20 protein-coding genes and 1 tRNA gene are annotated in these 24,935 nt (G+C 63.3%); 6 read left to right on the plus strand and 15 right to left on the minus strand.

The genetic code is table 11. From position 1 onward, the window contains the following. The first annotated feature begins 72 nt into the window (after nucleotides 1-72). Nucleotides 73-822, plus strand: a complete 750-nt coding sequence (locus AC5RU9_RS02030; protein WP_494015147.1) for a peptidoglycan-binding protein — start codon at nucleotides 73-75, stop codon at nucleotides 820-822. Nucleotides 823-829: 7 nt separating this feature from the next. Continuing rightward, nucleotides 830-3,271 (plus strand): hypothetical protein, encoded by a 2,442-nt coding sequence (locus tag AC5RU9_RS02035; RefSeq protein WP_494015148.1) that lies wholly within the window; start codon nucleotides 830-832, stop codon nucleotides 3,269-3,271. A 62-nt stretch (nucleotides 3,272-3,333) separates the two neighbouring features. Here the strand turns inward: AC5RU9_RS02035 and AC5RU9_RS02040 are convergent, their stop codons facing one another. Then, nucleotides 3,334-4,116 carry a class I SAM-dependent methyltransferase gene (locus tag AC5RU9_RS02040; protein WP_494015149.1) on the minus strand — a complete coding sequence of 261 codons (783 nt, stop codon included), beginning with the start codon at nucleotides 4,114-4,116 and terminating at the stop codon, nucleotides 3,334-3,336. Between the two features lie 84 nt (nucleotides 4,117-4,200). On the opposite strand from AC5RU9_RS02040, the gene AC5RU9_RS02045 reads away from it, so the two are divergent. Then, nucleotides 4,201-4,704 (plus strand): MarR family winged helix-turn-helix transcriptional regulator, encoded by a 504-nt coding sequence (locus AC5RU9_RS02045; RefSeq protein ID WP_494015150.1) that lies wholly within the window; start codon nucleotides 4,201-4,203, stop codon nucleotides 4,702-4,704. A gap of 63 nt (nucleotides 4,705-4,767) precedes the next feature. On the opposite strand, the gene AC5RU9_RS02050 is transcribed toward AC5RU9_RS02045, so the two are convergent. From AC5RU9_RS02050 to galU, 5 genes are all read right to left on the minus strand, one after another. Then, a tRNA-Ala gene (locus AC5RU9_RS02050) sits at nucleotides 4,768-4,840 on the minus strand. A 36-nt stretch (nucleotides 4,841-4,876) separates the two neighbouring features. Next, nucleotides 4,877-5,677: an SDR family oxidoreductase gene (locus tag AC5RU9_RS02055; protein WP_494015151.1), complete on the minus strand. Its 801-nt coding sequence runs from the start codon at nucleotides 5,675-5,677 to the stop codon at nucleotides 4,877-4,879. A gap of 8 nt (nucleotides 5,678-5,685) precedes the next feature. Continuing rightward, on the minus strand, nucleotides 5,686-6,546 hold the full coding sequence (locus AC5RU9_RS02060; RefSeq protein WP_494015462.1) for a hypothetical protein: 861 nt from the start codon (nucleotides 6,544-6,546) through the stop codon (nucleotides 5,686-5,688). 151 nt (nucleotides 6,547-6,697) lie between these two features. Next, nucleotides 6,698-7,324: a GNAT family N-acetyltransferase gene (locus AC5RU9_RS02065; protein ID WP_211711225.1), complete on the minus strand. Its 627-nt coding sequence runs from the start codon at nucleotides 7,322-7,324 to the stop codon at nucleotides 6,698-6,700. 6 nt (nucleotides 7,325-7,330) lie between these two features. Then, nucleotides 7,331-8,236, minus strand: coding sequence for a UTP--glucose-1-phosphate uridylyltransferase GalU (galU, locus tag AC5RU9_RS02070; RefSeq protein WP_211711224.1), 906 nt, complete (start codon nucleotides 8,234-8,236; stop codon nucleotides 7,331-7,333). Nucleotides 8,237-8,367: 131 nt separating this feature from the next. On the opposite strand from galU, the gene AC5RU9_RS02075 reads away from it, so the two are divergent. The 3 genes from AC5RU9_RS02075 to cpaB all read left to right on the plus strand — a co-directional run bounded on the left by AC5RU9_RS02075 (nucleotide 8,368) and on the right by cpaB (nucleotide 10,261). Continuing rightward, the gene (locus tag AC5RU9_RS02075) at nucleotides 8,368-8,970 is read left to right on the plus strand and encodes a 5-formyltetrahydrofolate cyclo-ligase (protein ID WP_494015152.1); all 603 of its coding nucleotides are present in this window, start codon (nucleotides 8,368-8,370) and stop codon (nucleotides 8,968-8,970) included. A gap of 154 nt (nucleotides 8,971-9,124) precedes the next feature. Continuing rightward, complete coding sequence (locus AC5RU9_RS02080) at nucleotides 9,125-9,397, plus strand: FmdB family zinc ribbon protein (protein WP_494015153.1); 273 nt, start codon at nucleotides 9,125-9,127, stop codon at nucleotides 9,395-9,397. Nucleotides 9,398-9,466: 69 nt separating this feature from the next. Beyond that, on the plus strand, nucleotides 9,467-10,261 hold the full coding sequence (cpaB, locus tag AC5RU9_RS02085) for a Flp pilus assembly protein CpaB (RefSeq protein WP_494015154.1): 795 nt from the start codon (nucleotides 9,467-9,469) through the stop codon (nucleotides 10,259-10,261). A 38-nt stretch (nucleotides 10,262-10,299) separates the two neighbouring features. On the opposite strand, the gene AC5RU9_RS02090 is transcribed toward cpaB, so the two are convergent. The 9 genes from AC5RU9_RS02090 to guaB form a co-directional block, all read right to left on the minus strand. Continuing rightward, nucleotides 10,300-14,463 (minus strand): AAA family ATPase, encoded by a 4,164-nt coding sequence (locus AC5RU9_RS02090; RefSeq protein WP_494015155.1) that lies wholly within the window; start codon nucleotides 14,461-14,463, stop codon nucleotides 10,300-10,302. A 160-nt stretch (nucleotides 14,464-14,623) separates the two neighbouring features. Continuing rightward, entirely contained in the window at nucleotides 14,624-16,213 is a 1,590-nt protein-coding gene (guaA, locus tag AC5RU9_RS02095; protein ID WP_494015156.1) for a glutamine-hydrolyzing GMP synthase, read from the minus strand. A 109-nt stretch (nucleotides 16,214-16,322) separates the two neighbouring features. Further along, nucleotides 16,323-16,823, minus strand: coding sequence for a DUF3817 domain-containing protein (locus AC5RU9_RS02100; RefSeq protein ID WP_211711218.1), 501 nt, complete (start codon nucleotides 16,821-16,823; stop codon nucleotides 16,323-16,325). Further along, nucleotides 16,820-17,677 carry an SURF1 family protein gene (locus tag AC5RU9_RS02105; RefSeq protein ID WP_494015157.1) on the minus strand — a complete coding sequence of 286 codons (858 nt, stop codon included), beginning with the start codon at nucleotides 17,675-17,677 and terminating at the stop codon, nucleotides 16,820-16,822. The genes AC5RU9_RS02100 and AC5RU9_RS02105 overlap by 4 nt, the downstream gene beginning before the upstream one ends. A 109-nt stretch (nucleotides 17,678-17,786) precedes the next feature. Next, a complete protein-coding gene (locus AC5RU9_RS02110; protein WP_494015158.1) occupies nucleotides 17,787-18,275 on the minus strand; it encodes a PTS sugar transporter subunit IIA in 489 nt (162 codons plus the stop codon). Between the two features lie 48 nt (nucleotides 18,276-18,323). Further along, nucleotides 18,324-20,078 (minus strand): glycerol-3-phosphate dehydrogenase/oxidase, encoded by a 1,755-nt coding sequence (locus tag AC5RU9_RS02115; protein ID WP_494015159.1) that lies wholly within the window; start codon nucleotides 20,076-20,078, stop codon nucleotides 18,324-18,326. 90 nt (nucleotides 20,079-20,168) lie between these two features. Beyond that, nucleotides 20,169-21,305, minus strand: coding sequence for a GuaB3 family IMP dehydrogenase-related protein (locus AC5RU9_RS02120; RefSeq protein ID WP_494015160.1), 1,137 nt, complete (start codon nucleotides 21,303-21,305; stop codon nucleotides 20,169-20,171). Nucleotides 21,306-21,376: 71 nt separating this feature from the next. Beyond that, entirely contained in the window at nucleotides 21,377-23,254 is a 1,878-nt protein-coding gene (locus AC5RU9_RS02125) for an ABC transporter ATP-binding protein (protein ID WP_494015161.1), read from the minus strand. A 92-nt stretch (nucleotides 23,255-23,346) separates the two neighbouring features. After that, nucleotides 23,347-24,858 carry an IMP dehydrogenase gene (gene guaB / locus AC5RU9_RS02130; protein ID WP_211711212.1) on the minus strand — a complete coding sequence of 504 codons (1,512 nt, stop codon included), beginning with the start codon at nucleotides 24,856-24,858 and terminating at the stop codon, nucleotides 23,347-23,349. Between the last annotated feature and the right edge of the window lie 77 nt (nucleotides 24,859-24,935).

Here is a 24,935-nt window from a genome sequence, read left to right on the forward strand (position 1 = left end):
CGTCGTTAGGCACGTCGGAGGGACACTGCTCACTGGGGGCAGCGGAACCCGTGCCGGAAATTGGAGCCAATCGTGAGTGCTGAATCCGCCACCAGCGGGCTGTCCGATGAGGAACTGATGGCGGAAGGTGCAACGCCGCTGCCCGACAAGGAGGTCGCCTCCGTCTTGGACTTGAACGCCGATCTCAACCTCGGCATTAGTGCCGCGGCCCCGATCGACCTCGGCGTCGCAGCCAACGCCAACGTTGCCGCCCCGATCGACGCAGCCGCCTCTGCCAACGTTCTGTCCTTCGGCTCCGAGTCCCAGGCCCTTGCTGACCAAGGCACCTTGATTACCCAGGGCGTCACCGGAGACGCTACTGCCCACTCAGTGCAGGACAGCGGCATTGACCAGGGCACCGCTGCACCCGCGGACGGCAGTGGCACCGCCGCCACCACAGAACCGACGACGACGGACCCGGCCACCGCGGGTGCGACGCTTCCCGCTGAAACCAGCGACGGCGCCCTTCCCGGCGGTGTGCTTCCGGCAGGAAGCACACCGGATCTTGGCGGGACCGCAGCTGGAGCTTCGGGCGCCCTGAATGGCAACCTGCTTAACGTCGACGTCAACCTCGATGCGAATGCCGGCATTGCCGCACCCATTAACGGCGCAGTGGCCGCCAACGCCAATGTTGCTGCCCCGATCGATGCTGCCGTGGGCGCCAACATCGGCTCGATCGACAGCAACGCGGTCGCGGTCGCCCAGCAGGATGCCATCATCAACCAGGACATCAACGGCAACGCCACGGCAGGGGCTGAGCAGCAGTCCACCATGAAGCAGTAACCAGTCCATGACCAGCGTTCAAGACGGGCCGTCCATGCCGGACGGCCCGTCGACCCCTGCCCCGGCATCCGAATCCTCGGCGCACCCGGACATCCTGCCGCCGCCCGGGCTGGCCGACGGCGTCGAACTGATCGGCGAAACCAGAGGTTCCGGCTACAAGCAGGCCCCGTCGCTCGTTCGGCGCGCTGACGGCCAGACAATCCAGTTGACCCGGCTGCTGTACGTGATCCTCGAAGCGGTGGACGGCAACCGCGGCCTGGAGGAGATCGCACAGCATGCCAGGAGCGCCGTCGGCAAGGATGTCAGCGCCGCCAACGTGCGGACCCTGATCGACACCCAGCTGCTCCCGCTGGGTCTGCTGCGGCTGGCCGACGGCTCGCAGCCGCAGGTCCGCAAGGCCAACCCGCTCTTGGGCATGCGGTTTCGCTACTCCGTCACTGATCCGGAACGCACCCGAAAAATCACGGCGCCGTTCGCCGCGCTGTTCAACCCGCTGATCGTCATCGCCGTGACCGCTGCCTTCCTCGTCATCTGCTGGTGGGTGCTGATGGTCAAGGGGCTTGCTTCCGCCACGCATGAGGCCTTCGCGAACCCAGGCTTGGTGCTGCTGATCCTCCTGGTCACTGTCCTGTCAGCGGGCTTCCACGAATTCGGCCATGCCGCCGCTGCCCGCCGCGGCGGCGCGACCCCCGGTGCCATGGGCGCCGGCCTGTACTTGATGTGGCCGGCCTTCTACACAGACGTCACCGACTCCTACCGGCTGGGCAGGGGCGGCCGGATCCGCACCGATCTGGGCGGCCTGTACTTCAACGCGATCGTGGCAGTAGCCATCATGGGCATCTGGTGGGCTACTGGCTTTGATGCACTGCTGCTGGTGGTCGTGACACAGATTCTGCAAATGGTCCGGCAGCTGATGCCGATGGTCCGCTTCGACGGTTACCACATCCTCGCCGACGCCACCGGCGTCCCCGACCTCTTCCAACGAATCAAGCCAACGCTGCTCGCACTGATCCCTTGGCGCAAAACAGACCCACAGGCACAACTGCTCAAACCCTGGGCCCGCGCTGTCGTCACTATCTGGGTCTTGGTCACAGTGCCCCTGCTGGTGTTCAGCCTGGCCACCATGGTGCTCACCCTCCCCCGCGTCGTCGGCACCGCCTGGGACCACGGCGAGAAACAGCAAGCCGCCCTGGCTCACAGCCTGGCCGCCGGGGACTTGCCGGACGCCGCTGTGCGGGTGCTCGCTCTGGTGTGCATCGCCCTTCCAGTGGTGGGCATCTTCTACATCCTGGTTCGCCTGGGCCGCCAGGCCGTTACCGGCCTGTGGCAAAAAACCCAGGGCAAAACCTGGCAGCGAGCCGTCGCCATGGCCGCCGTCGCAGCCGTCACCGCCGGCCTCGTCTGGGCATGGTGGCCCAGCGCCGGGACATACCGTCCGGTCCAGCCCTACGAGAGCGGCACACTGACCGACGTCACCACCACGATCTTTCCAACCTCAGGTGGTCATAACCTCAAACAAGGCCAAGCCGGAGGGACTGTGGCCCTTTGGCCACAAGATGCCCGCAAACCCACCAGGGACGAACCGCAGCTGAGCATGGTTCTGGTCCCCCACACCTCCTCGGCGACACCAACAGCCTCCGACACAACGACGGCGGCCCCGTCCTGGGTGTTTCCCTTCGACAAACCGCCAGCGCCCGACGACGGCGACAACCAAGCCCTCGCCGTCAACACCAAAGACGGATCCGTGGTCTACGACGTCGCCTTCGCCCTGGTCTGGGCCGAAGACGGCAAGGACGTACTCAACACCAACGAGGCCTACGCCTTCGCCAGCTGCAAAGACTGCACCGCCATAGCTGTGGGCTTCCAGGTGGTCCTGATCGTAGGACAAGCCAACGTAGTAGTCCCGGAAAATCTCTCCGCGGCGGCCAACTACAACTGCATCCGCTGCCTCACGTACGCCCTTGCAAACCAGCTGGTCCTGACCCTTGACGGGCCACTAAGCGCCGACGGCATGGCCAAACTGAATGCGCTCTGGCAACAGATCGCCGAGTACGGCAGGAACCTGCAGAACGTACCGCTGTCCGAAATCCAAGGAAAGCTCGAAGGCTTTAAAAGACAGATCGTGGAGATCATCCAAACCGACCCCAGCACCACCTCACACGTAGCCGGGACCCCGACACCAACGTCGTCAGCACCCCCCGGACCAACGCAGTCCACTGGCCCGCTCTCCACCCCAAATCCAGGGACAACCACACCAGCGTCCGGCGTCGAAACAGTGCCGCCGCCCGCACCAGCGGCTTCAACACCGGCACCGTATCCAACCCAGGCCACCGGCCCCGCCCAGCCGACCGCCGCCCCCACCGTCCCGGCACCCGGTCCAGCCCCCTCCGGCCCGGGCCTACAAACAGCGGAGCCCGCACAGACACCAATCACCGCGCCCACACCATAGCCCCCACCGGGTCGGCGCCCAGTATGAAGGGCGCCCGTAAGTAACGCCTCGAAATGGCTTGATCAGGCATCGTCCCGGGCGGCTATCCAGACGGTCCAGTAGTCGATTTCCTCAATCGGCCCTTCGGCATGGACCCTGGCAGAAATGTAATCGATGAGGCGCTCGAGCTCCGGGCTAGAGAGCTCATGCAGAATGGACCGCCCCGTACGTGCCGCCAAGTCGTCGGACAGTTCATCGATTGACGTGTAGGTGCGGCGCCTTTCGGCGAGCGTGTGTCGTTCAGGGTTGCTGAACCCAGCCGAGCGAAGATCGGCCTCCACCTGTTGTTCCTTAGGGCGGCGTGCTGCCTCGAAGTCAAGAAGGCGGGGGTAAAGCTCGAAGAAGTAGCCGCGGAGGTGTGTCGGGGATCCAGGTCGACGCACGTCCGTCATCGTCCGGTCCTGGATCATCAGACGCCCCGCCGGGCTAAGGATTCTTTTGGCTTCCCGGTAAGCGAGAACTGGATCGTTGAGGTGATGGACCAGTGCCCGCTGAAAGACCAGATCGGCTGAGTGATCCGCCAACCCGGTCGCGGTGGCATCTGCCACCAAAAACGTAAGGTCCGGCGACTCGTCGGCGCGTGTGACGGCATCTTCGATCATCTGGGCGGAGAAGTCGACGCCGACCACGGACTCAGCTCCGAGTTCGAGCCATGAGGTCGAATAGATCCCTCCACCGCATCCTATGTCCGCCACCCGCAGGCCTTGGGGATCGATCAGCGCGGTGATCCCTTGCGTCCACGTCTGGTCGGCAACGCGCAGGGCATAAGTATTGCGGTTGGCAGGGCTGGAGAAGTCGATGGGCATAGGGCGCTCCGTTCGAGACCGGTTTAGGTTACGAGTGTGACGCTACCCGCGTAAATATCTTGACGTCAAGATATACTCGGTGGTGTGAAAGCAACCCATGACTCCCCTGCCGACAGCGTCGACCTGCTCGTCGAGGGGTGGCAACGCGCTCTTCCTCAGGTCGATGCTTCTCCGCTTCAGATCTTCAGCCGCATTGGCCGGATCGCGCAGCGTCTGGACGCCGCGCGCAGGGAAGCCTACGCACTGCACAATCTCCAGGGGTGGGAATTTGATGTCCTTTCCGCCCTGCGACGGTCGAACCCTCCCCATGAACTCACCCCGGGGGAACTGATTCAGCAGACCCTTGTCACTTCCGGCACGATGACCAACCGGGTGAACCGACTGTTGGACCGATCTCTGGTAGAGAGGCGCGTCAGTGACCGTGATGGTCGGGTGGTCCTTGTGCGGCTCACCGGTAGTGGTCAAGCCATTGTCGAAGCGGCGTTCACCACGCTGATCGAGAAAGAACGGATGCTGATAGCCGACGTCCCTGGTCGTCATGAGGAGCTCATCGGACCCCTGCGGGCGATGCTTCTGGCCCTCGAGTAAGGTCCGATGGGGTTGGAGACGCCAGCGATGTAGCAAATTCCTGTGTTTATGGCCTCAAATTTGTGGAGCTAAGGGGATTCGAACCCCTGACCTCTTCGATGCGAACGAAGCGCTCTACCAACTGAGCTATAGCCCCTGGGCCGGGTATTGATGCCGGACCAGTGTCCCTAGGCTACAAAGTTTCCCCGCGCTTTTCCAACCACGACACGAACGTCTCGGTCCCAACCTTTTGCTCTGGGACCAGGTTGTAGCCTGCACGCAGGTAAGCGCCCATCGGTCCCGGCAACGGCAGCCCGATGATCTTTCCACGTGCGCCCGTGACACGTTTCCAATCTTCGGCCAGTTGCCTCATGGTCAGCACCTCCGGACCGCCCACAGTGCGGATGCTGTGTGATGTGGAATCGTGCCCAGCCATTGCCGCTTCCAGCAGGGAGGCTGCGGCATCCTCCGGCGAGATGGTCTGGAACCTGGCCCCCGTGAAAGTGGGAATGAGCCCTAGCCGCGCGCCGGTGGCAAAGATGATCGCTACGAGGCTGTGGAACTGCGTGGCCCTGACCACGATGCTCTGCAACGGCGACCCCGCGTACACACGCTCCTTGTCGGCCTTGGAGACATAATACGAATAATTGCTCAGGTCACAGTTAATAATGGAGAGCGCCACAACCCTGGCCACCCCGGCCAGGTGGGCGGCCTCGACGAGGCGAGCACCGCCGTCGGCGAACTGCTTTTTGGCTTTGCCAAACTGTCCCTCAAGGCAATCAATAACGACCTCGGCATCCGCCAGGGCGGCAGCCAGCCCTTCGCCCGTGGTGACGTCGGCCGCGAAGTAGGTGGCGCCGTCGAGACGCTGATCCGAACCCGCGGCTGGCACATGGCGGCTCAGCACGGACACCGCGTGTCCCGCAGCTAGGGCGAGCCGGACCACCTCACGGCCAACCTGGCCGGTGCCCCCTGCTACGCAGATGCTGGTCATGAAGGCTGTTACGCGCGACGGCGTTGAAGGACGTCATCCAGGTTGCTGAGTGCGCTCTGGCTTTTGACGGAAACCGCAGCGGCCTCTGCCTGCTCGGCATTTTGCTTCAAGATGGGCTTACCCACAGGCTTGGGGGCTTCCGGGAGATCCAACGGCTCGGGTGCCGGGCGGGCTGCTTTAGCGGCATCGACATACGTGGGTTTTGGGACCTCAACAGGTTTCCAGCTTGCGCCCTTGGATTCCTTGGCAGTGCTGGCTGAGTGATCCCCGGCGGCAACGGCAACTGCCAGGGCAGCCTGACGCAACTCGTCCGCCGTGGGTCGGTTGGCTTCGCGGCTGGCGGCCTCAGCATCGAAGACTATGGTGGCCTTCGGCTCGGCAGGCTCTTCCTTGGGCAGGTAACGCGCCGGAGTCGGGATGGGCGCTGCCTGCGCTGCGCGCCGTGCCCGTCGTTCACGAAGGTCGCGAAGGGCGAGCCTGCGCAACACCACGACGGCGACTACCGCACCGATCACCGAGACGAGCGGCAACCAAAACGATCCCTTACCGAAAAGGCTAAGGACGCCTGAAACTATCGCCGTCAAGAGCAGGGCAAGCCCCGACAACGCCAACGTAAACCGGGCATATCGAATAGTGAAGGGTGTGGAGGACGCCTTCTGAGGGGCAGACGCGGCCGCTGGGGATCCTTGGGGCGACGCCGGTGCTGTCCTGTGCATGGTCTCCATCGGTTTCTCCTGCTGAGGTGCCAAAGTCAGTACCACCCCTGCCTGCGGTTCGTCTGGTTCGTCGTCGATAGCGTCTGCTGGAACAGCTACTGTTTGGACTTGCGAACGCCTGTTCCGTAAAACGTAAGGCGCCACCCAGACCATCCACAGCGCGACAGCGACCACGAGTATCACTGAGCTGCTGAGAGGGAAGTCCACATTCAAAACCGTAGAAGCAAATCACCGGGGGCGGCGGCATTGAGGCCGGTGTGTCGTGGGCGAGTCCGCAAATGACTGGACTTAGGGCCAAAAAGGACTATGACCTGCCCGTTTGTCCGCTCAGCCACCTGCGCAGGAGTCCTTCGGGAACTTCGTCGGAAGTAAGCGCAAAGGAGCGGTGGTCGGCCCACTCACCGTTGATATGCAGGTACCGTTCCCGGTAGCCCTCATCACGGAAGCCCAGTTTCTCCACGACCCGGAGGCTAGGCGCGTTTTCGGGCCTGATATTGATTTCCATCCGGTGCAGGCCCAGCACGCGGAAGCAATGGTCGGTGGCCATCGCGACGGCGGTCGGAGCGATGCCATGCCCGGCACGGTCCTTATCGACCCAATAGCCCAGGGTGGCCATCATCGCCGAACCCCACACAATGGAGGAAACCGTTAACTGCCCCACAATCTTCGGTTCACGAAAGCCGGGGGTCCGCTCGACGATCACAAAAGGCAGTGCGGTGGACTGGCGGGCCTGATCGTTCAAGGAGGCCACCATCTGGCGATAGCTGGGGAGGCGCCCACCCGGAGCCGGGTTGGACGCCTCCCACGGCGCAAGCCATTCACTGTTCCGTGAACGGACTTCGGACCACTCCCGCTTATCGCGGTAGCGGATGGGCCGAAGCAACAGGTCTCCGCTTTCCAGCGTCACCGGCCAGATCGCAGAGCCGTACATCCGTTGTTACTTGGGAAGAGCTGCAGTGAAGTTCGGCAGCCACTCGCGCAATTCGGGACCGAGGTCCTCGCGTTCGCAGGCAAGCTCGATGCAGGCCTTGAGGTAGCTCAGCTTGTCGCCGGTGTCGTAGCGGCGTCCGCGGAACACAACGCCGTACACGCCATAGCCTTCACCCTCGCCCGCCGCGAGTACCTCGAGGGCATCCGTCAACTGGATTTCCCCGCCACGGCCGGGCCCGGTCTTCTCCAGGACCTCAAACACTGCCGGGTGGAGGACGTAGCGGCCAATCACGGCCAGGTTTGACGGAGCTTCTTCCGGCGAAGGCTTCTCCACGAGCTGCTTGATGCGCACGTAGCCGTCCTCGCCTTCGTCCTCAACGTCCGCGCAGCCGTAGGCGCTGATCTTTGAGGGCTCAACTTCGATGAGGGCCACCACGGATCCGCCGGTCTTCTGCTGGACAGCAATCATCTCGCTGAGCAGGTCGTCCTTGGGATCGATCAGGTCATCACCAAGCAGCACGGCAAACGGTTCGTAGCCAACGTGCTGCTTTGCACGAAGAACTGCGTGGCCGAGCCCGTTGGCGTCGCCCTGGCGAACGTAGTGGATGTCGCCCAGGTTGGTGGCCGACTGAATGGCCTCCAACTTGGCAGTATCACCCTTTTCCGCAAGCGTTGCCTCGAGGGCAGGCACACGGTCAAAGTGATCTTCGAGGGCGCGCTTGCTGCGCCCTGTGATCATGAGGACGTCGTGCAGGCCCACCTTAACGGCTTCTTCGACGACGTACTGGATGGCTGGCTTATCAACCACGGGCAGCATTTCCTTGGGCATCGCCTTTGTTGCAGGCAGGAACCTGGTGCCAAGGCCCGCTGCGGGGATGACGGCCTTACGGACAGCATTGTTATCGAGAGTCACCGGACTAATCTAACGGAAGGAAGACATCAACGGCTAAACCCCGCCGCACCGGCAGGGAGTTTTTTGATTCAGGAAAGGGCAGCCCTGCTGCTCCTTCCGATGGCACGGACAGACCCTAGGAACGGATATGAATGGCAACGAAGGAAGACATCCGGAGCAGCCGCCGGCTGCACAGGCGAAGCCTGACCTCGGAGCAGATTGCAGCCGCCGGCACGTCGATTGCACGGCACGGCACGGAGTGGGCGGCCGCAAGGACCTCCTCCGCCGGCACTTTTGCGGTCTACGTCGGCGTCGCCTTCGAACCTCCCACACTGCCCCTCATTCAGGCCCTCTACGACGCCGGACATCGGATCCTGCTCCCGGTCTGTGAGCCTGGGCGGCAACTGAGCTGGGTCTACTGGACCCCGTCAACCGTGTTCGTGCGGTCCTCCTACGCCCCCATCGACGAGCCCGAGGGCGAACGGCTGGAAAGTTCAGTAGTAGCGGACGCCGCAGGGATTTTCATGCCTGCCACGGCTGTAGACCGGGACGGTAACAGGATCGGCCAAGGTGGCGGCTACTACGACCGGCTCCTCCAGGGACTCGACGCATCCGGCCAGCGGCCGCCCACCATCGCGGTGGTGTACGACGACGACCTGTTGCCTTCCGGTTCCATTCCCGCCGAACCGTTCGACCGCCCCGTGCGGGAAGTGCTCACGCCCTCCGGGTTCATTCGCCTCGACGGCCCGGAATAGGCGACCACGTCGCGATGTTATGACCTTCAGTCCGGCACGACTGCTGCCAAGGCACCGGATGATAGAATTGGCACTCAGGCCCTGCGACTGCTAACCCGGATACGCTCCGGAGGCGTGGCACAGGACCTGAACCTTGTCCTGAAGGAGGAATTCAGTGCCCACTTACGCATACGCCTGCAAAGACTGTGACCATGCCTTTGACATCGTCCAGTCCTTCTCTGACAGCTCCCTGACGGAGTGCCCCGAATGCAAGGGAGCGCTTCGCAAGAAGTTCAACAGCGTTGGCGTCGTTTTCAAGGGCTCCGGTTTCTACCGCACTGACTCCCGCGACGCCAAGGGAAGCACGGTTTCGGCTGCTCCCGCAGCGCCCGCAGCTGCGTCGTCGACGCCCGCGGCAACACCCGCGCCGGCAGCCGCGGCCAGCTAGGAACCGTCTTTTCCACATAGGACAGCCCGGCACTGTTTCCGTGGGTGCCGTGCTGGCTAGCGTGGCTGCATGCCACACCAGCCACGAAGCACACTCCTTGCCCGCGCCGAGCGCTCAGCTGCGGCCGTCGGGAACCGGTCTCCTCAATTACGGCCGCCCGTACGCGCCCCGTTTGATACCAAGTTCAGCCGGAACCGTCCGCGCAACCCTGACACTCGGCGTGGACTGAGGCGCAGGTTCGGATCATGGATCTCACGCAACCGCCGCCTCACTGTTGCGCTCCTGCTCTGTGCCGCTGCCGGCATCGCAGTCCAGCAACTGACACCCGCAGCAGAGCAACGCGTCAACGTACTGGTGGCTGCCCGGGACCTCCCGGGCGGCACCAGCTTGGCTGCCTCCGACTTCACCGCAATCCCCGTGTCCCGGGACCTGGCAATCTCCACCGCATTTGACGACCCTGGCGTCCTGGTGGGACGCCAGCTTGCCGCGCCCCTTGGCCGGGGGCAGATCCCCACGGAATCGAGCCTGCTGGGTCCTGGGCTGCTCACCGGCGCACCCCCTGGCACGGCAGCAGTCCCTCTGCGGATGGCCGACCCGTCATCCATCCAGCTACTCTCCCCCGGGCAGTTAGTGACCGTGGTCCTCACCTCAGCCGGATCCTACGATGAGTCCCGCGAAAGCCAGGTCCTGGCGGGTCCTGTTGCCGTGCTCTGGACCTCTGCCCAGGGCGGGAAGCCCGGTGAGTGGCTCGGTACGGGTGACAGCGACGGCTTGGTGGTAGTGGCGGCTGATCCCCAGCAAGCAGAAAAGCTCGCCGGCGCATCAACGCAAGGCAAGCTTTTCTTTGTACTGGTCAGCCCGTGATGGGAAGTGCCGTCGGGACGCGCCTTCAGGGTGGACTGTTAGCCCCAGTGAGGGGGCTTTTGCTCCTTCAGCCACTCCTCATGGTCATAACCGGACTCGTCTCCCCACCGGCGCGGATCGTCCTCCGCGGCCTTCGTAGGAAGAATTCCTTGCGAGGCCGGCTTGGCAGGAACAGCCTTCGACTCCTCCGGGTCCCCCGCGCTGCCTTGGACAGCATCATCAGAGCGCTCCGCGGCGTTGTCTTCCTCGCCGGTTACTTGTTCCGTCATTGGTGCTTCTTTTCCGTTGTCGGCAGCAGCATCGTCCGGCTTGGTGCCAGCCTCGTTGTTGCCGGCCGCCCTTCGCGCACTGGGCGTGAAGGATGGCTGTGCTTTGTCCAGGTTCAATTGTTCAACATCCACGTCCAGGAAGCCATGCTGAGGAGTGGAGGCGAGCTGCGGGATGTGGTTTTCAAGTCCCAGGTAGGAGCCGATACGGTCGGCACAGGACGACGGGTCAGTGAAGACTTCGATCGTCCACAGCGACATGTAGCGCCAACCCATGCGCTCCAGCAGTTGTGGTCGCAGGCGGCTTCGCTCGCGCACGCTCATACGCCTGTAACGCTCGGTTCCATCGGATTCAATGGCCACCGGAGTAGGAATCTCCGCACCCTCCCGGCCAATGGTATGCACCGGATCCGCGGCGGCAGCGATGTCCAGTACCCCATCGTAGAGATGCCAGACACGCGCTCCACGGGCACGCAGCCGCTCCCCCAGATCTGCCACCAGGGGATCCTCACCCAGTGCTTGTTCGCTGGCGACAGCACGGGAAGCAGGCGTTCCAAGGTTGCTGTTTCCAGAGAGTTCACGGTCCAGCAACTCGTAGAAGTCCACGGCACCATGAGCCAGGCGGTCCTGGTCGAGGTCTTCGGGACGGAAGCAGGTCAGCACGTGCATGGAGCGACGGGCTCGGGTCATTGCCAAAGCGAAGCGGTTACGCCCGCCTTCCGTGGACAAGGGCCCGAAGGAGTGGAGCGCACGGCCATGCGGAGTGCGTCCGTAGCCGAGCGAGAAAATGACGTGATCCCGTACCAAACCCTGAGCGCGCTCCAGGTCCACCACCCTGAAGGACTCGGGACCCGCTCCGAAGAAGGTGGACAGGAGGGGATGGTTGGGCAGTTGGAGCCTAATGGCCTCACCAATCCTGGCCGCGTGGCGCAGGCTGGCCGTTACTACCGCCAAGGATGTGCGGGGGCGAAGCCTTGCGTGTTCGAACACAAGGTCCACTACGCGGTTGACCTCCGCGGTGACGGACTCGACGCCTTCGTGGTCGGCGCCCGGGAGGCCAGTACCATCGGGGATGTATTCCACCAGGATCGAACGGTCCAGGCCGGTGACCGAATTGCCGTCGGGCAGGCGCCGCAGTCCGCCGTCGTAGTAGTTCTTGCTCAACTGGAGGATCAAGTCCTCGTCCACTGCGCGGTAGACCCAATTCAGCTGCCAGGTCGGAAGTACACGGGCAAGGGCCTTGAAGGCGCTGTCCACAACTTCGTGGCTGGCTACGCCAGCAACCGGGGGTTCCACGGCAACACTGAAAGTGCGCGCGTTGGCGATTTTCGCGTCCCCGAAAGCCACTACCTGATGTGCACGGGCAATGGCAGGAAGAACTGCCTGCAGGGAGGTGGACTCAGCATCGATGATCACCACGGCGTCAAACTTTTGCTCGGCAGGAAGGACGCCGGTCAGCAGGTAGGGGCTGACCGACCACACCGGCACCAGCAGCGGCACTAGGTCCGGCGCCTGCGCGCTCAGCGCTGGCAACGTCACACGGCCGTCCTTCAACAGGGCGCGAAGCAACTCGGCCTGCCGCGGGTGTTCGAGGATGCCCTGACGCCATTTCTGCGCCAACTGCCAACGAAGGCGGGCGGCACCACTGGCTATATGGGCCTGGTCCGCGAGCCGGTATTCGGCCTCGAGGCGGCGCAACGAGTCACCGTCGGACATTGCAAGGTAATCGTCGCCGCTGATCATGGCTTCCAGCGCGGACTGCCACCAGGCAAGGTCCAGCTCTGCTGCCACCGAGGGTGCCGGGACTTCGCGGGCAGCGAGATCAGCGAGCAACTCACCAAGACCGTGCTCGCGCATCTCCTCAATCAACAGCGTCCGCTCGGGCAAGGTCTCCAAGGTGGCGGTGTCCGCTACCAGGCGCTCCAACCGTTCCATGAGTTCCAGGTACGGCGTTTGGTGCAGGGAGCCTCCGGCGGCAGTGTGCTTGAGGGCTTCACCGAGCCGGAGCAGTTCGACGTCCAGCTCCCGGTAGAGGGCACCGAGGTCGGCAAGGCCGGACGGCACAGCCGGGTGGCGCTGCGTCGTCGCGTAGCCGGCCCACAGGGCACGCTGTTCCTGGACCAGTACCAGCGAACTATGGAGGTCCGCGATGTGGACGCCGGGCCGTACGTATTCCTTGGCCACGCGCCGCAGCCGGGAACGCTGCATGGAAGGCATTTCCAGGTTTCGTTCACGGCGCCACGCGGAGCTGGCTGTCGCGGAGATGAGGTCGTGGACGGGCCGGTCAAAGATATCCGGGGTGAATTTGTCCAGGCTTTCACGCACTGCAATGAGCAGTTCGAGCTGCGCTCCCCACTCGGTGAAGGTTTCGCCCAGCCTGATCTCGGCGTGGTCGGAGACCTGCTTCATGCGGTCACGCAGGATGGGGAGTTTCTCCTCAGCCAGCCGCACCAACTGTTGGGCTTCTTCTGTCTCTTTGCGGGTCACCAGACGTGCGCCATACCAAGGGCTGGAAGTCGAGGCGCGGCTAAAGCTGCCCAGCTCGGCCGCACGACGCAAACGGCCGGCGAGCTCTTCACGATCCTTGATGTTGTCCAGGACGCTGCGTTTCAACCGCACGGTCGTGGAAGGCGCAGGGTGGATGGACGTCAACTCCGCGAGCGACTGCATAGCCTGGTACGGCGAGCAACCCCAGCGCTCACGGACATTGTGCAGGGACGCCACATGGTCCATCAGGGCATGCCGGTGTTCGGTCAGCGTCTGATGAAGGTTCCCCAGCTGAGGCTCCAGGGCCTTCTCGCTGCGCATGATGGCCCGGACCAGCTGGCCCTTAAGCTGCTGCGGCGTCGTTCCGTTGCCTGGCCGGAAGAACATCGAATCGAGGCCCAACGATTCCAGGTGCGCGGACAGTCCGGCAAGGCTGGACTGCCTGTCCCCCACCACGAGGACGGACTTTCCTTCGCTGACCAGGGCGCCGATGGCGTTGATCGCGGTCTGCGTTTGCCCACTTCCCGGAGGGGTGCTGACAACGAGGGAATCTCCAGCCCGGACGGCGTCCACAACGTACTGCTGGTCCGTGTCGGCGTCGAGCAGGAGGAGTTCATCGGCGGGATCCCGCTGGTCAAGATCGGCAAACCTGCCCGCTTTGATGGGTTCAGGCTCAATATCGCCACCGTTGGCGGCACTGGCCAAAGCGGCCACCGTGGGGTTGTTCATGTTGATCCACGGATCATCCAGGTTCCCCGAGAGATCAGCCAAGGTGGTGACGAGCAGATTGAACTCCACCTCGGCCCCGTGAATGGGCTGGACCAAGGTAGCCAAACGATCCAGAACCGGCTGCGGATCGAGCCTGGCCGTGTTGTAGGCCATGCGTGCCACGGCGTTAACATCAAAAACGATGCCATGAACTGTTTTCAAGTGCCGAACGAGGGCCGGGTTCATACGGGCCTGTTCGGTGAGCTGGAGCTCAAAGTCGTCCTCGCCGGGCCGGACGGTGAGAACAATGGACGTGAGCATGACCGGCGCGGAAACGCGCTGCGGCTTGCCACCTACCGCCGATGTCCACACCACGGTGCCGGCGGACAAGTATCCGGCTTCGATACCGCGGTCGTTGCTGAGTTCGAAGATTTTGGACCGGATATTCCGGGCTGCCCGGGCGGCAACCAAATACTGTTGCCGGTCCCTGATCAGAGTGGACAAACGCGTCCTGCGGCCCGCGAGCAGCTGGGCGAGGCCGGACGGGTGGGCATTGCTGAGATCAATGGCGCCTTCCGGGGTCTTAACGAAACGCAGCATCGTATCCGCCCCGGTAACGGGCTTAAGACCAGACAGCCATTTCCTGAGCTCCTCGGAGCCCTCTTCCTGGCCTAGACCTAATGACACAACTTCTGCCTTCTTTTCTGTACTAGCTTTAGACGCCCTGGACCATAACGGCATACTTTCGAGGGTAGCCGGAATACCCGGCCAGCCCACTTCGCAACGCTGTTCCGACGCGAAATTCGCCGCCAGTTAGCAACTGGCTACCCGTCGACGGCTCACAATGCCCCTGGTTGAAGCACAGTGGCCGGCCCCCAAGGGAGGCCGGCCACTCAGAATGCTATTCCCACTCGATGGTTCCCGGTGGCTTGCTGGTGACGTCCAGCACCACGCGGTTCACCCCTTCCACCTCATTGGTGATGCGGTTGGAGATCCGGGCCAGGAGGTCATACGGCAACCGGGACCAGTCAGCCGTCATGGCATCCTCGGAGGACACCGGGCGGAGCACGATCGGGTGTCCGTAGGTGCGGCCGTCGCCCTGAACACCAACGCTGCGTACGTCAGCGAGCAAGACGACGGGCATCTGCCAGACGTCGTTGTCCAGACCGGCAGCCGTCAGCTCTGCACGGGCAATGGCGTCAGCCTTGCGCAGCAGGTCCAGGCGCTCTTTGTTCACTTCACCAACGATGCGGATACCCAGGCCGGGGCCGGGGAACGGCTGGCGGCCAACGATTTCCTGCGGCAGGCCAAGCTGGGCGCCTACGGCACGGACTTCGTCCTTGAACAGGGCGCGCAGAGGCTCGACAAGCTCAAACTGCAGGTCCTCGGGAAGCCCACCCACATTGTGGTGGCTCTTGATGTTTGCAGCGCCTTCTCCACCGCCTGACTCGACGACGTCGGGGTACAAGGTGCCTTGGACCAGGAACTTGATCTTCTCGCCGTCGGCCGCGGCCTGGGCGATGATGGCCCGTTCCGCTTCCTCGAAGGCGCGAATGAACTCACGGCCGATGATCTTGCGCTTGGTTTCGGGATCGCTGACGCCTGCAAGCGCCGACAGGAAGCGTTCCTGCTCGTTCGCAACATACAGGTTGACACCCGTAGCGGCCACGAAGTCCCGTTCAACCTGCTCGGCTTCGCCTTCGCGCAGGAGACCGTGGTCCACGAAAACACAGGTCAGCTGATCGCCGACCGCGCGCTGGACAAGGGCGGCGGCAACGGCGGAGTCAACGCCACCAGAGAGGCCGCAAATGACCTTGGAGTCCCCGATCTGCTCGCGGATACGATCCACTTGCTCTTCGAGGATGTTGCCTGTTGTCCAGTTGGGGCTCAGGCCCGCTCCCTTGAACAGGAAGTTTTCCAGGACATGCTGGCCAAGGACCGAGTGCTTCACTTCGGGGTGCCACTGCACACCGTAAAGGCGCTTCTCGTCGTTGGCGAAGGCCGCTACCGGGGCTCCGGCCGTAGTAGCCAGCACTTCGAAGCCCTCGGGCGCTTCGTGAACGGAGTCGCCGTGGCTCATCCAGGTGTTCTGGGACGCCGGTACGCCATCGAGGATGGATCGTGCGTCACCCACAAGGAGCGCTTCGGTTGCGCCGTATTCCCGCAAACCGGTCTGGGCCACTTTGCCACCCAAGGCATTTGCCATGGCCTGGAATCCGTAGCAGATGCCGAAAACGGGAACGCCGGCCTCGAAGAGGTCCGGGCCCACAAACGGCGCGCCCTCGGCGTAGACGCTGGAGGGTCCGCCGGAAAGAATGATGGCTGCCGGGTTCTTGGCCAGAAGCTGCTCGGTGGTGAAGGTATGCGGAACGATTTCCGAATACACATTCGCTTCCCGGACGCGGCGGGCAATCAGCTGCGCGTACTGGGCACCGTAGTCAACAACCAGCACCGGCTTCTGGGAAGTCTGGGGTGCGGTGGGAGTAGTCACCCACCAAGACTACTTTGCCGGACCACCCGGGTGCACGTTGGCAGCGGCGCAGGACGGCCAAATCCGGGCCGGTCGTTAGGCATCTCACACCAGCGATGCCCAGCGGAGCCTAGTAACGCTTGGAGGCCTGCGGGTTGGCGGCCAGCTCGGCCTCCACCTCTGCGTGGAATTTCTTCTCGACGAAGAACGACAGCAACGGGATGACGCCGCCCAGTGCCAGCAGGATCATCTTGGAGAACGGCCACCGCATGAGGGACCACAGCCGGAAGTTGGAGACCAGGTAGACGACGTACATCCAGCCATGGACAATCAGCACCGAGGTGGAGATGTTGAACCCACCGATGACGCCCTTTGGCTCGGACTCGGCAAAGCCGAAACCGAACGGCTGCCCGGTGACCGCATCAGTACCGCCTGCGAAGAGCGAGACACCGAAGGCGTAGCGGGCAATCAGCTCCGCGCACAGCAACAGAAGCATCGCACCCGTGAGGTAGGCCATCACCTTGTAGAACTTCAGCGCAGAACGGATCTGGGCTTCCGTTCCGCCGAACCGCCGTTTCTTGGGCTTGTTTCCGGATTGCTCGGGCTGGATGGCCGGTTTGGGCTCAATCATTGCTGCACCTTTTGTTCTTGCTCTGGGCTTGTAGGTTCTGTGCTGGCTGTCGTAACTGTGCCGTTTTCGGCGTCGAACTCGTCGTCCTCATCCTCTTCCAGGTCCCGGCGGTAGTCGTCCTTGACCAGCCGCCACCAGATGAAGATCGAGAAGCCTGCGAAGACCACCCATTCCACTGCGTAGAAGAGGTTCAGCCAGTTGACCTGCTCAGCGGGCGGCTGCGCGGGGATATTGAGGGCCTTCATCGTGTCGGAGACCGGCACTGCTACCCCATCGGCCATCTCTGACGTCGCGGCGATGAAGCCAGGATAGCTGGACACTTCCCAGTCGTTGATGAGTTCCGCGGTGGACACCGCAGACGCGCGTCCTGGCCCGGCGTCGAGGTTTGGTACGGGGGCTTCAGACGGGATGAGGCGACCGGTAAGCGTGATAGTGCCCGACGGCGGCGGCCCGGCTTGGGAGGCGTCGGCCACCCAGCCACGGGCTACCGGGATCCAGGTCTGGGGCGAAGCGGCCACGCCGCTGAGCTTTGGGGCGTCGTTGACCGCGAAGGCCGAGACGATCCAGTAACCCTTTTGGTTGTTGTACAGGCGGCCCTCTACAAGGACCTGCTTGTCGGGGTCATAGCTTCCGGTCGCGCTGACCATTTGGTCGGATACGGATCCGTGGAAGAACTCGCCCGGCTTAAGGACGTCCACCAGGGGTTTTACTTCCTCGATGCTGGACGGCGCAGGCGGTTCGTGCTGGGTGGACCGGCTGAGCTGCCACTGACTGAGCAGCACAAACACCCCGGACAGCACAAGCGCAAAGACCAGTCCTGCGATCCAGCGGGGTTTCAACGCGGTTTTCAACACCCCTTAACCGTACTTCGTCCGGCTGTAGAACAACGAAACGGGCCCTGGAGTAGGGCATCAGGGTCCCTGCGCGGCGACGGAGTCGACACGAAAGGGCCTGCCCCAATCTTTAGTGGTCGAAGAACACCAGGCTGGAGTTGATGAGTTCGGAGATGACTTCGGGATCGTGCGCCCGGCGCATGGATTCCCTGAAGGATTCCTTCGATAGGGACCGGGCGAGGGTGGCCAGGACCTCAAGGTGGTCCGAGAAGGAGCTCGCCGGGGTTGCGATGAGGAGGATCAGTGTTGCGGGACCGTCCGTTGCGCCGAAATCCAGGGCGTGGCCAAATTTGGTCACGCCCACTGCAATGGAGATCCTGTCCACGTACTCGCTGCGGGCGTGCGGCAGCCCAATTCCCCCGGGAAGTCCCGTAGCCAGCTGGTGCTCACGGGAATGTACCTGCTCCAGGAAGCCCTCGAGGTTGGTGATCCTGCCAGCAGCGTGGAGCTTCGTGGCCAGTTGGGCCGCGGCATCGATCTTGTCCTGGGCAACAAGTTCGAGGATGACAGTATCCGGGGTTGTCAGTTCCGCGTCATACCGGTCAAGTGGTTCAGCCAAGTCGTGTTCCCTCCAGTGTGGCCTTCTGGCCGCATTTTCCTGAACTGGTCAGCGAAGGGGAACGATGTCATCCACTCCCATGCGTGCGGCATCGGCCGATTCGTCATCGGGTTGCTGTTGACTGAGTCGTTCAGCTTCCACCCGCGCCAGGTAGTGCTTGATTTCGCTTTCGCGCTGAGTCTCGCTCCAGCCAAGGATTTCTCCCATCAGCTTAGCTACTACGGGCGCGGCAGACACACCCCGGTCCCAGGCTTCGATGGAAATACGGGTACGACGGGTCAAAACGTCGTCAACGTGACGGGCGCCTTCGTGGGTTGTCGCGTAAACAACCTCTGCGGCCAGATAGTCGTCGGCACCGGGAAGAGGCTCTGCCAGCTCCGGTCGGTTGGAAACGATGTCGAGGACTTCCGGGGTCATGGAGCCGAAACGGTTGAGCAGGTGCTCAACACGGGCAACGTGGACGCCCGCCTGCTCAGCGGACCTGCCCCGCCGGTTCCATGCGGCTTTGAATCCTTCGGCGCCGAGCAGCGGAATGGTGTCCGTGCAACTGGATGGAACGCGTTCGTCCATGGCCCTGGTTGCCTCGTCCACTGCATCCTTGGCCATGATCCGGTAGGTGGTGTACTTTCCGCCGGCCACAACCACCAGCCCCGGCACAGGATGCGCCACAACGTGTTCGCGGGACAGCTTGGCCGTGGAATCGTTGTCGCCGGCCAGGAGCGGCCGGAGCCCTGCGTAGACGCCCTCCACGTCTTCCCGGGTCAATGGACGCTTCAGGACCTTGTTCACATGGTCCAGCACGTAGTCGATGTCCTTGCTGGAGGCAGCCGGGTGCGCCTTATCGAGCTTCCAGTCGGTGTCGGTTGTTCCGATGATCCAGTGCCGCCCCCAGGGAATGACAAAGAGCACTGACTTTTCCGTGCGCAGGATCAACCCCACAGTGGACTGGAAACGGTCGCGCGGCACAACGAGGTGAATGCCCTTGGAGGCCCTGACCTTGAGTTGCCCCCGGTCCGTGACCATCGCCTGGGTTTCATCCGTCCACACGCCGGTGGCGTTGACTACTTGCTTGGCCCTGATTTCGAAGACACTGCCGTCCTCCTGGTTTTCCACTTTGGCGCCCACGACGCGTTCGCCTTCCCGCAGGAAGTCGACCACCCGTACCCGGTTGGCTGCATACGCACCGTAATGGGCTGCAGTCCTGACCAGGTTGACCACGAGCCGGGCGTCATCGACTTGCGCGTCGTAGTAGCGGATGGAGCCGACGAAGGCGTCGTCCTTCAGGCTGGGAGCAGCGCGCAGGGTGCCGCGCCGGAAGAGGTGCTTATGCATGGGCACGCCGCGGCTGTGCCCGGATGTCAGGCCCAAGGTGTCGTAAAGCAGGATGCCTGCGCCGACGTAGGGGCGCTCCCAGAAACGGCGGGTCAGCGGATACAGGAAGGGCACAGGGCGGACCAGGTGGGGTGCGATCTGCTGGATCAGTAGCCCGCGTTCCTGGAGTGCCTCCTGGACCAGTCCGAAATCGAGCATCTCCAAATACCGAAGGCCGCCGTGAATGAGCTTGGACGAGCGGGACGAGGTTCCTGAGGCCCAGTCCCTGGCTTCGACGATGCCGACTGTCAGCCCACGGGTCACGGCATCCAGCGCGGCGCCGGCTCCAACCACACCGCCGCCCACAATCAGGATGTCGAGCTCCTTGCCGGCTTCCGCGGTGGCTTTCAGGACTTCGATCGACGCGGCGCGGGATTCCGGGCTTAATGCTCCCTGGGAATTCCCCTGCGGACCGCCTGCGATATTGCTCATCGGACCCCTCCTCAAACGCAACAGCTGGTAGTTCCCTACCCTACTTGTTGCTCGCCGCCTTGGGCAGGGCCGCGATCGGGGCGGGCCGGATCAGTTGCCCGAGTACGGTGACACGACGACGTCAACGCGCTGGAACTCCTTGAGGTCCGAATATCCAGTGGTGGCCATGGAGCGCCGGAGCGCACCAATGAGGTTTGACGTGCCATCCGTGTGGTGCCCCGGTCCGAAAAGAACCTCTTCCAACGGACCGACCGTACCGACATTGACGCGGTCACCACGGGGCGTTTCGAGGTGGTGCGCCTCCGGGCCCCAGTGCCAGCCACGGCCGGGGGCTTCCTCGGCACGTGCCAAAGCGCTCCCGAGCATGACAGCGTCGGCGCCCATGGCGATGGCCTTGACGATATCGCCCGAGCTGCCCATGCCGCCGTCGGCAATGACGTGAACGTAACGGCCACCGGACTCATCCATGTAATCGCGGCGGGCAGCAGCGACGTCGGAGATGGCAGAAGCCATGGGCGAGTGAATGCCAAGCGCGCGGCGGGTAGTGGTGGTTGCGCCGCCACCGAAGCCAACCAGCACACCGGCAGCTCCTGTGCGCATGAGGTGCAGGGCGGGCGTGTAGCCGGCGGCTCCGCCGACGATCACGGGAACGTCGAGTTCGTAGATAAACTGCTTGAGGTTCAAAGGCTCGTGGTTCTTGGAGACGTGTTCCGCTGAGACGGTGGTACCGCGGATGACGAAGATGTCGACGCCGGCCGCCACCACCGTCTTGTAGTGTTCCTGCGTGCGCTGCGGGGTCAGGGAGCCTGCAACAGTGACGCCTGCGGCGCGGATCTCGGCAAGGCGGGAGCTGATGAGTTCAGGCTGGATGGGTGCCATGTAGAGGTCCTGCATGCGCCGGGTGACGGCTGGGCTGCTGGTCTCGTCCGGCAGTCCTGCGATCTCGTCGAGGACCTTCTGCGGGTCCTCATAGCGCGTCCACAGGCCCTCGAGGTCAAGGACGCCAAGACCGCCCAGGCGGCCAAAAGCGATGGCCGTATCAGGGGACATCACGGAGTCCATGGGGGCTGCGATGACCGGGGTCTCGAACTTGTAGGCATCGATCTGCCAGGAGACAGAGACGTCCTTCGGGTCACGTGTCCGGCGGTTCGGAACGATCGCAATGTCATCCAGGGAGTAGGCACGACGCCCACGCTTGCCACGGCCAATCTCAATCTCATAAGTCACTGCTCGAGTTTATCCCACCAACTCCACGCCACCGGTCCGGCCCCGCCACGGGGCGCAACGAGACACTGTGACTAAGGAACGTTCCGGCTGGTCTCGTCGACGGAGAGCTGGGACTCGAACATCCGGAAATACCGGCCCCGCAACGCAACCAGCTCCTTGTGCGTTCCTTGTTCGGCGATCCGGCCGTCCTCGAGCATGTACACGATGTCCGCCTTCTCGATGGTGGCCAGGCGGTGGCTGATGGCAATGATGGTGCTGCTGCGGTCCGCGAAGAGGCGGGTGAAGATGCGGTGTTCGGCCAAGGCATCGATTGCCGATGTGGGCTCGTCCATGACCATGAAAGAGGCATCGCGGTAGAAGTTCCGCGCCATGGCCAGCCGCTGCCATTGGCCGCCGGAGAGTCCGCTCCCCTTGCGCCCCCGCGGGTCTTCCATCCAGTTGCTGACGTGGTTTTCCAGGCCATTGGGCAGCTTGTTGATGAACTCCATCGCCTCGGCGTCGGAAGCGGCGCGCCTGACGCGGGCATCATCCCGTGGCGCGTCGACATCGCCCAGGTAGATGTTCTCGGCCGCTGTGGCGAACTCGTACTTGAGGAACTCCTGGCTCAGGACCGCGAGGTGCCTGTGCCAGCTGGTGACGTCGATCCCGGCGAGGTCCACGCCGTCGAGCAAGACCTGACCCGAATCAGGCCGGTACAGCCCGGCCAGGATGCGGATCAAGGTGGACTTCCCTGCACCGTTTTCACCGACGATGGCAATATGCTGGCCCGCCTTGATGGTCATCGAAATGCCTTTGATGACTTCGATGTCACTGCCGGTGTAGCTGAAGCGGATGTCCTTCAACTCCACTGTCGAAGGAGAAACGGCCAGGGGCTTCTCCTTGCCACCCGGAACCGGCAGTGCCATGAAGAGTTCGTAGTCCTTGAGGTTGGCAAGGTCCTCATCAATGGAACTCAGTGACGACACGAGGTTGTTGGCCGTGGACAGGGCCCGGCTCACGATCTGCTGGACGTAGAGGAACTGGCCCACGGGTTGAGCCCTGGCGATGATCTGCCCCACCACCCAGATCAGCGACACCACCTCTGCACCGTATTGCAGGGAGTCGGCCACCAGTTGTTTGGGGATGTAGCGCTTCTGGAAGTCCAGGCGCCTCCGCTCGTCCGCGTCCCGCAACCGGGAGCGCAGGTCCATCAGGTACCCCACGATCCCGTAGAGCCGCATTTCCGCGATGTGCTGCGGCCGGAGGAGGTTTTGCTCGATCATCCGCCGTTGCCGGCGCGAATCCACTTGGGTGTTCCAGTGCGCGATCTGCTCACGGGAAAGTTTGAACTGCAAATAGACGCTGGGCACAATCGCCACCAGCACGATCACTGCGATCCACCAACTGACCAGCAGCAGCGCACCGATGGCCAGAATCACGGACACAAGCTGCGTGAAAATGGCAGCGATACGGTCCAGTACCCGGGCATACGAATCGGAGAACCGCTTGGCGCGGTCGTAAAGGTCCACCGTCTCTTTGTCGTCATAGCGCCAGAAGTCCAGCGCCAGGAAGCGTTCATACATCATGTCGCCCACGATCGCGCCAACCCGGAAGCTCATCAACTGCTGGATGTAGCGGTCAACACTGCTGAACGCACCCCAAAACAACCCCAGCGCAGCGGTGACGACGACGTAGAGAACAGCCCGCGGACCGGCGTCGGGATCCCCCGCATAACCGGCCGCCAGGGCGGTGGTGGTGAGCGCGGCAAAGTAGGTGGTGACCAGCGGCAGGGTGGCCGAGATCAGCGAACCAAGGACCTTCATGACCACCGCTGCCGGGGACGCCTTGAAGCTCACCTTAAGGACCTGCCCGACGGCGCGAGCGTACGGACGCAGCGCCAGCTTGCGGGGCGGTGCCTTGTTCAGCCGGACCGACTCCGGGTGCCGCGGTTCCGCGGGCTTTTCAGACATGTGCCCAGCCTATGCTTCCGGGCCGACATTTCAGCCGCCCGGCTTAAACAGCTGGTCCCCATGGATTACTCCACGGGGACCAACAGGTCAGATCAGCGGGAGCCGTAGTTCGGCGCCTCGACGGTCATCTGGATGTCGTGCGGGTGCGATTCCTTCAGGCCGGCCGGCGTGATACGGACGAACTTGCCGCGCGCCTTGAGCTCGGGAATGGTGGGGGCACCCGTGTAGAACATGGTCTGGCGGAGGCCACCCACCAGCTGGTAAGCCACCGAAGCCAGCGGTCCACGGAACGCCACCCGGCCTTCGATGCCCTCGGGGATGAGCTTGTCATCACCGGAGACGTCGGCCTGGAAGTAGCGGTCCTTTGAGTAGGACGTGTTCTTGCCGCGGGACTGCATGGCACCGAGGGAACCCATGCCGCGGTAGCTCTTGAACTGCTTGCCGTTGACGAAGATGAGGTCTCCCGGGGACTCCTCGCAACCGGCAAGGAGGGAACCGAGCATCACGGTATCGGCGCCGGCAACCAGGGCCTTGCCGATGTCGCCGGAGTACTGCAGGCCGCCGTCGGCGATCAGCGGGACACCGGCCGGAATGGCGGCCTTGGCGGACTCGTAGATCGCAGTGATCTGCGGAACGCCAACACCGGCCACAACACGGGTGGTGCAGATAGAGCCCGGGCCAACGCCCACCTTGATGCCGTCGGCACCGGCGTCGATCAGTGCCTGCGCACCTTCACGCGTTGCCGCCTGGCCGCCGATGACGTCCACGTGTGCCGCTACGGGATCGGACTTCAGCCGGGAAATCATATCGAGCACGCCCTGGGAGTGGCCGTTGGCCGTGTCCACGAACAAAGCGTCAACGCCTGCGTCGATGAGCTTCATGGCGCGCTCCCAGCCGTCACCAAAGAAACCGATGGCTGCGCCCACGCGGAGCCGGCCCTCATCGTCCTTGGTGGCCAGCGGGTACTGCTCAGCTTTGGTGAAGTCCTTGGTGGTGATGAGGCCCTTGAGCCGGCCCTGCTCGTCTACCAGCGGGAGCTTTTCGATCTTGTTGGTGGCCAGCTTGTGCGAGGCTTCCTCGCGGCTGATGCCAACGTGCCCGGTGATGAGGGGCATCTTGGTCATGGTGTCGGAGACGCGGCGGGTCGGGAACTCGGACTCCGGAATGAAACGGGTGTCACGATTGGTGACGATGCCCAGGAGGCGGCCTTCGGGATCCACCACCGGGAGACCGGAAACACGGTAGCGGGAACACAGTTCGTCCAGTTCCTGCAGCGTGGCCTCGGGGTTGATGGTCAGCGGGTTGGTGATCATGCCCGATTCACTGCGCTTGACGCGGTCCACGTGCTCGGCCTGGTCGTCAATGGACAGGTTGCGGTGGACAACGCCCAAGCCACCCTGGCGGGCCATGGCAATCGCCATGCGGGACTCGGTCACGGTGTCCATCGCGGCAGAAAGCAGTGGGGTCTGCACGGTGATGCGCTTGGAAATGCGTGACGTGGTGTCTGCCTCGGACGGAATGACATCGGTGTGTCCGGGGAGCAGCAGGACGTCGTCGTACGTCAGGCCAATGAAGCCAAACGGATTATGTTCGGGCTGGGTCATGAGTGTGCGCCTCTTACCTGGGTTCTTGGGGGCTTAACTGGTAGGGGTTGCAACTGATGACCAGCCCGTCATTACGG

Source organism: Arthrobacter sp. B0316-5-4, from assembly GCF_059090325.1.

What these genes read in the sequence shown, in the direction of transcription:
- AC5RU9_RS02035 (WP_494015148.1), top strand. Translation starts at nt 830, where the DNA reads ATGACCAGCGTTCAAGACGGGCCGTCCATGCCGGACGGCCCGTCGACC.
- AC5RU9_RS02040 (WP_494015149.1), bottom strand. Translation starts at nt 4,116, where the DNA reads ATGCCCATCGACTTCTCCAGCCCTGCCAACCGCAATACTTATGCCCTG.
- AC5RU9_RS02055 (WP_494015151.1), bottom strand. Translation starts at nt 5,677, where the DNA reads ATGACCAGCATCTGCGTAGCAGGGGGCACCGGCCAGGTTGGCCGTGAG.
- AC5RU9_RS02060 (WP_494015462.1), bottom strand. Translation starts at nt 6,546, where the DNA reads ATGGTCTGGGTGGCGCCTTACGTTTTACGGAACAGGCGTTCGCAAGTC.
- AC5RU9_RS02065 (WP_211711225.1), bottom strand. Translation starts at nt 7,324, where the DNA reads ATGTACGGCTCTGCGATCTGGCCGGTGACGCTGGAAAGCGGAGACCTG.
- AC5RU9_RS02075 (WP_494015152.1), top strand. Translation starts at nt 8,368, where the DNA reads ATGGCAACGAAGGAAGACATCCGGAGCAGCCGCCGGCTGCACAGGCGA.
- cpaB (WP_494015154.1), top strand. Translation starts at nt 9,467, where the DNA reads ATGCCACACCAGCCACGAAGCACACTCCTTGCCCGCGCCGAGCGCTCA.
- AC5RU9_RS02090 (WP_494015155.1), bottom strand. Translation starts at nt 14,463, where the DNA reads ATGCCGTTATGGTCCAGGGCGTCTAAAGCTAGTACAGAAAAGAAGGCA.
- AC5RU9_RS02100 (WP_211711218.1), bottom strand. Translation starts at nt 16,823, where the DNA reads ATGATTGAGCCCAAACCGGCCATCCAGCCCGAGCAATCCGGAAACAAG.
- AC5RU9_RS02115 (WP_494015159.1), bottom strand. Translation starts at nt 20,078, where the DNA reads ATGAGCAATATCGCAGGCGGTCCGCAGGGGAATTCCCAGGGAGCATTA.
- AC5RU9_RS02125 (WP_494015161.1), bottom strand. Translation starts at nt 23,254, where the DNA reads ATGTCTGAAAAGCCCGCGGAACCGCGGCACCCGGAGTCGGTCCGGCTG.
- guaB (WP_211711212.1), bottom strand. Translation starts at nt 24,858, where the DNA reads ATGACCCAGCCCGAACATAATCCGTTTGGCTTCATTGGCCTGACGTAC.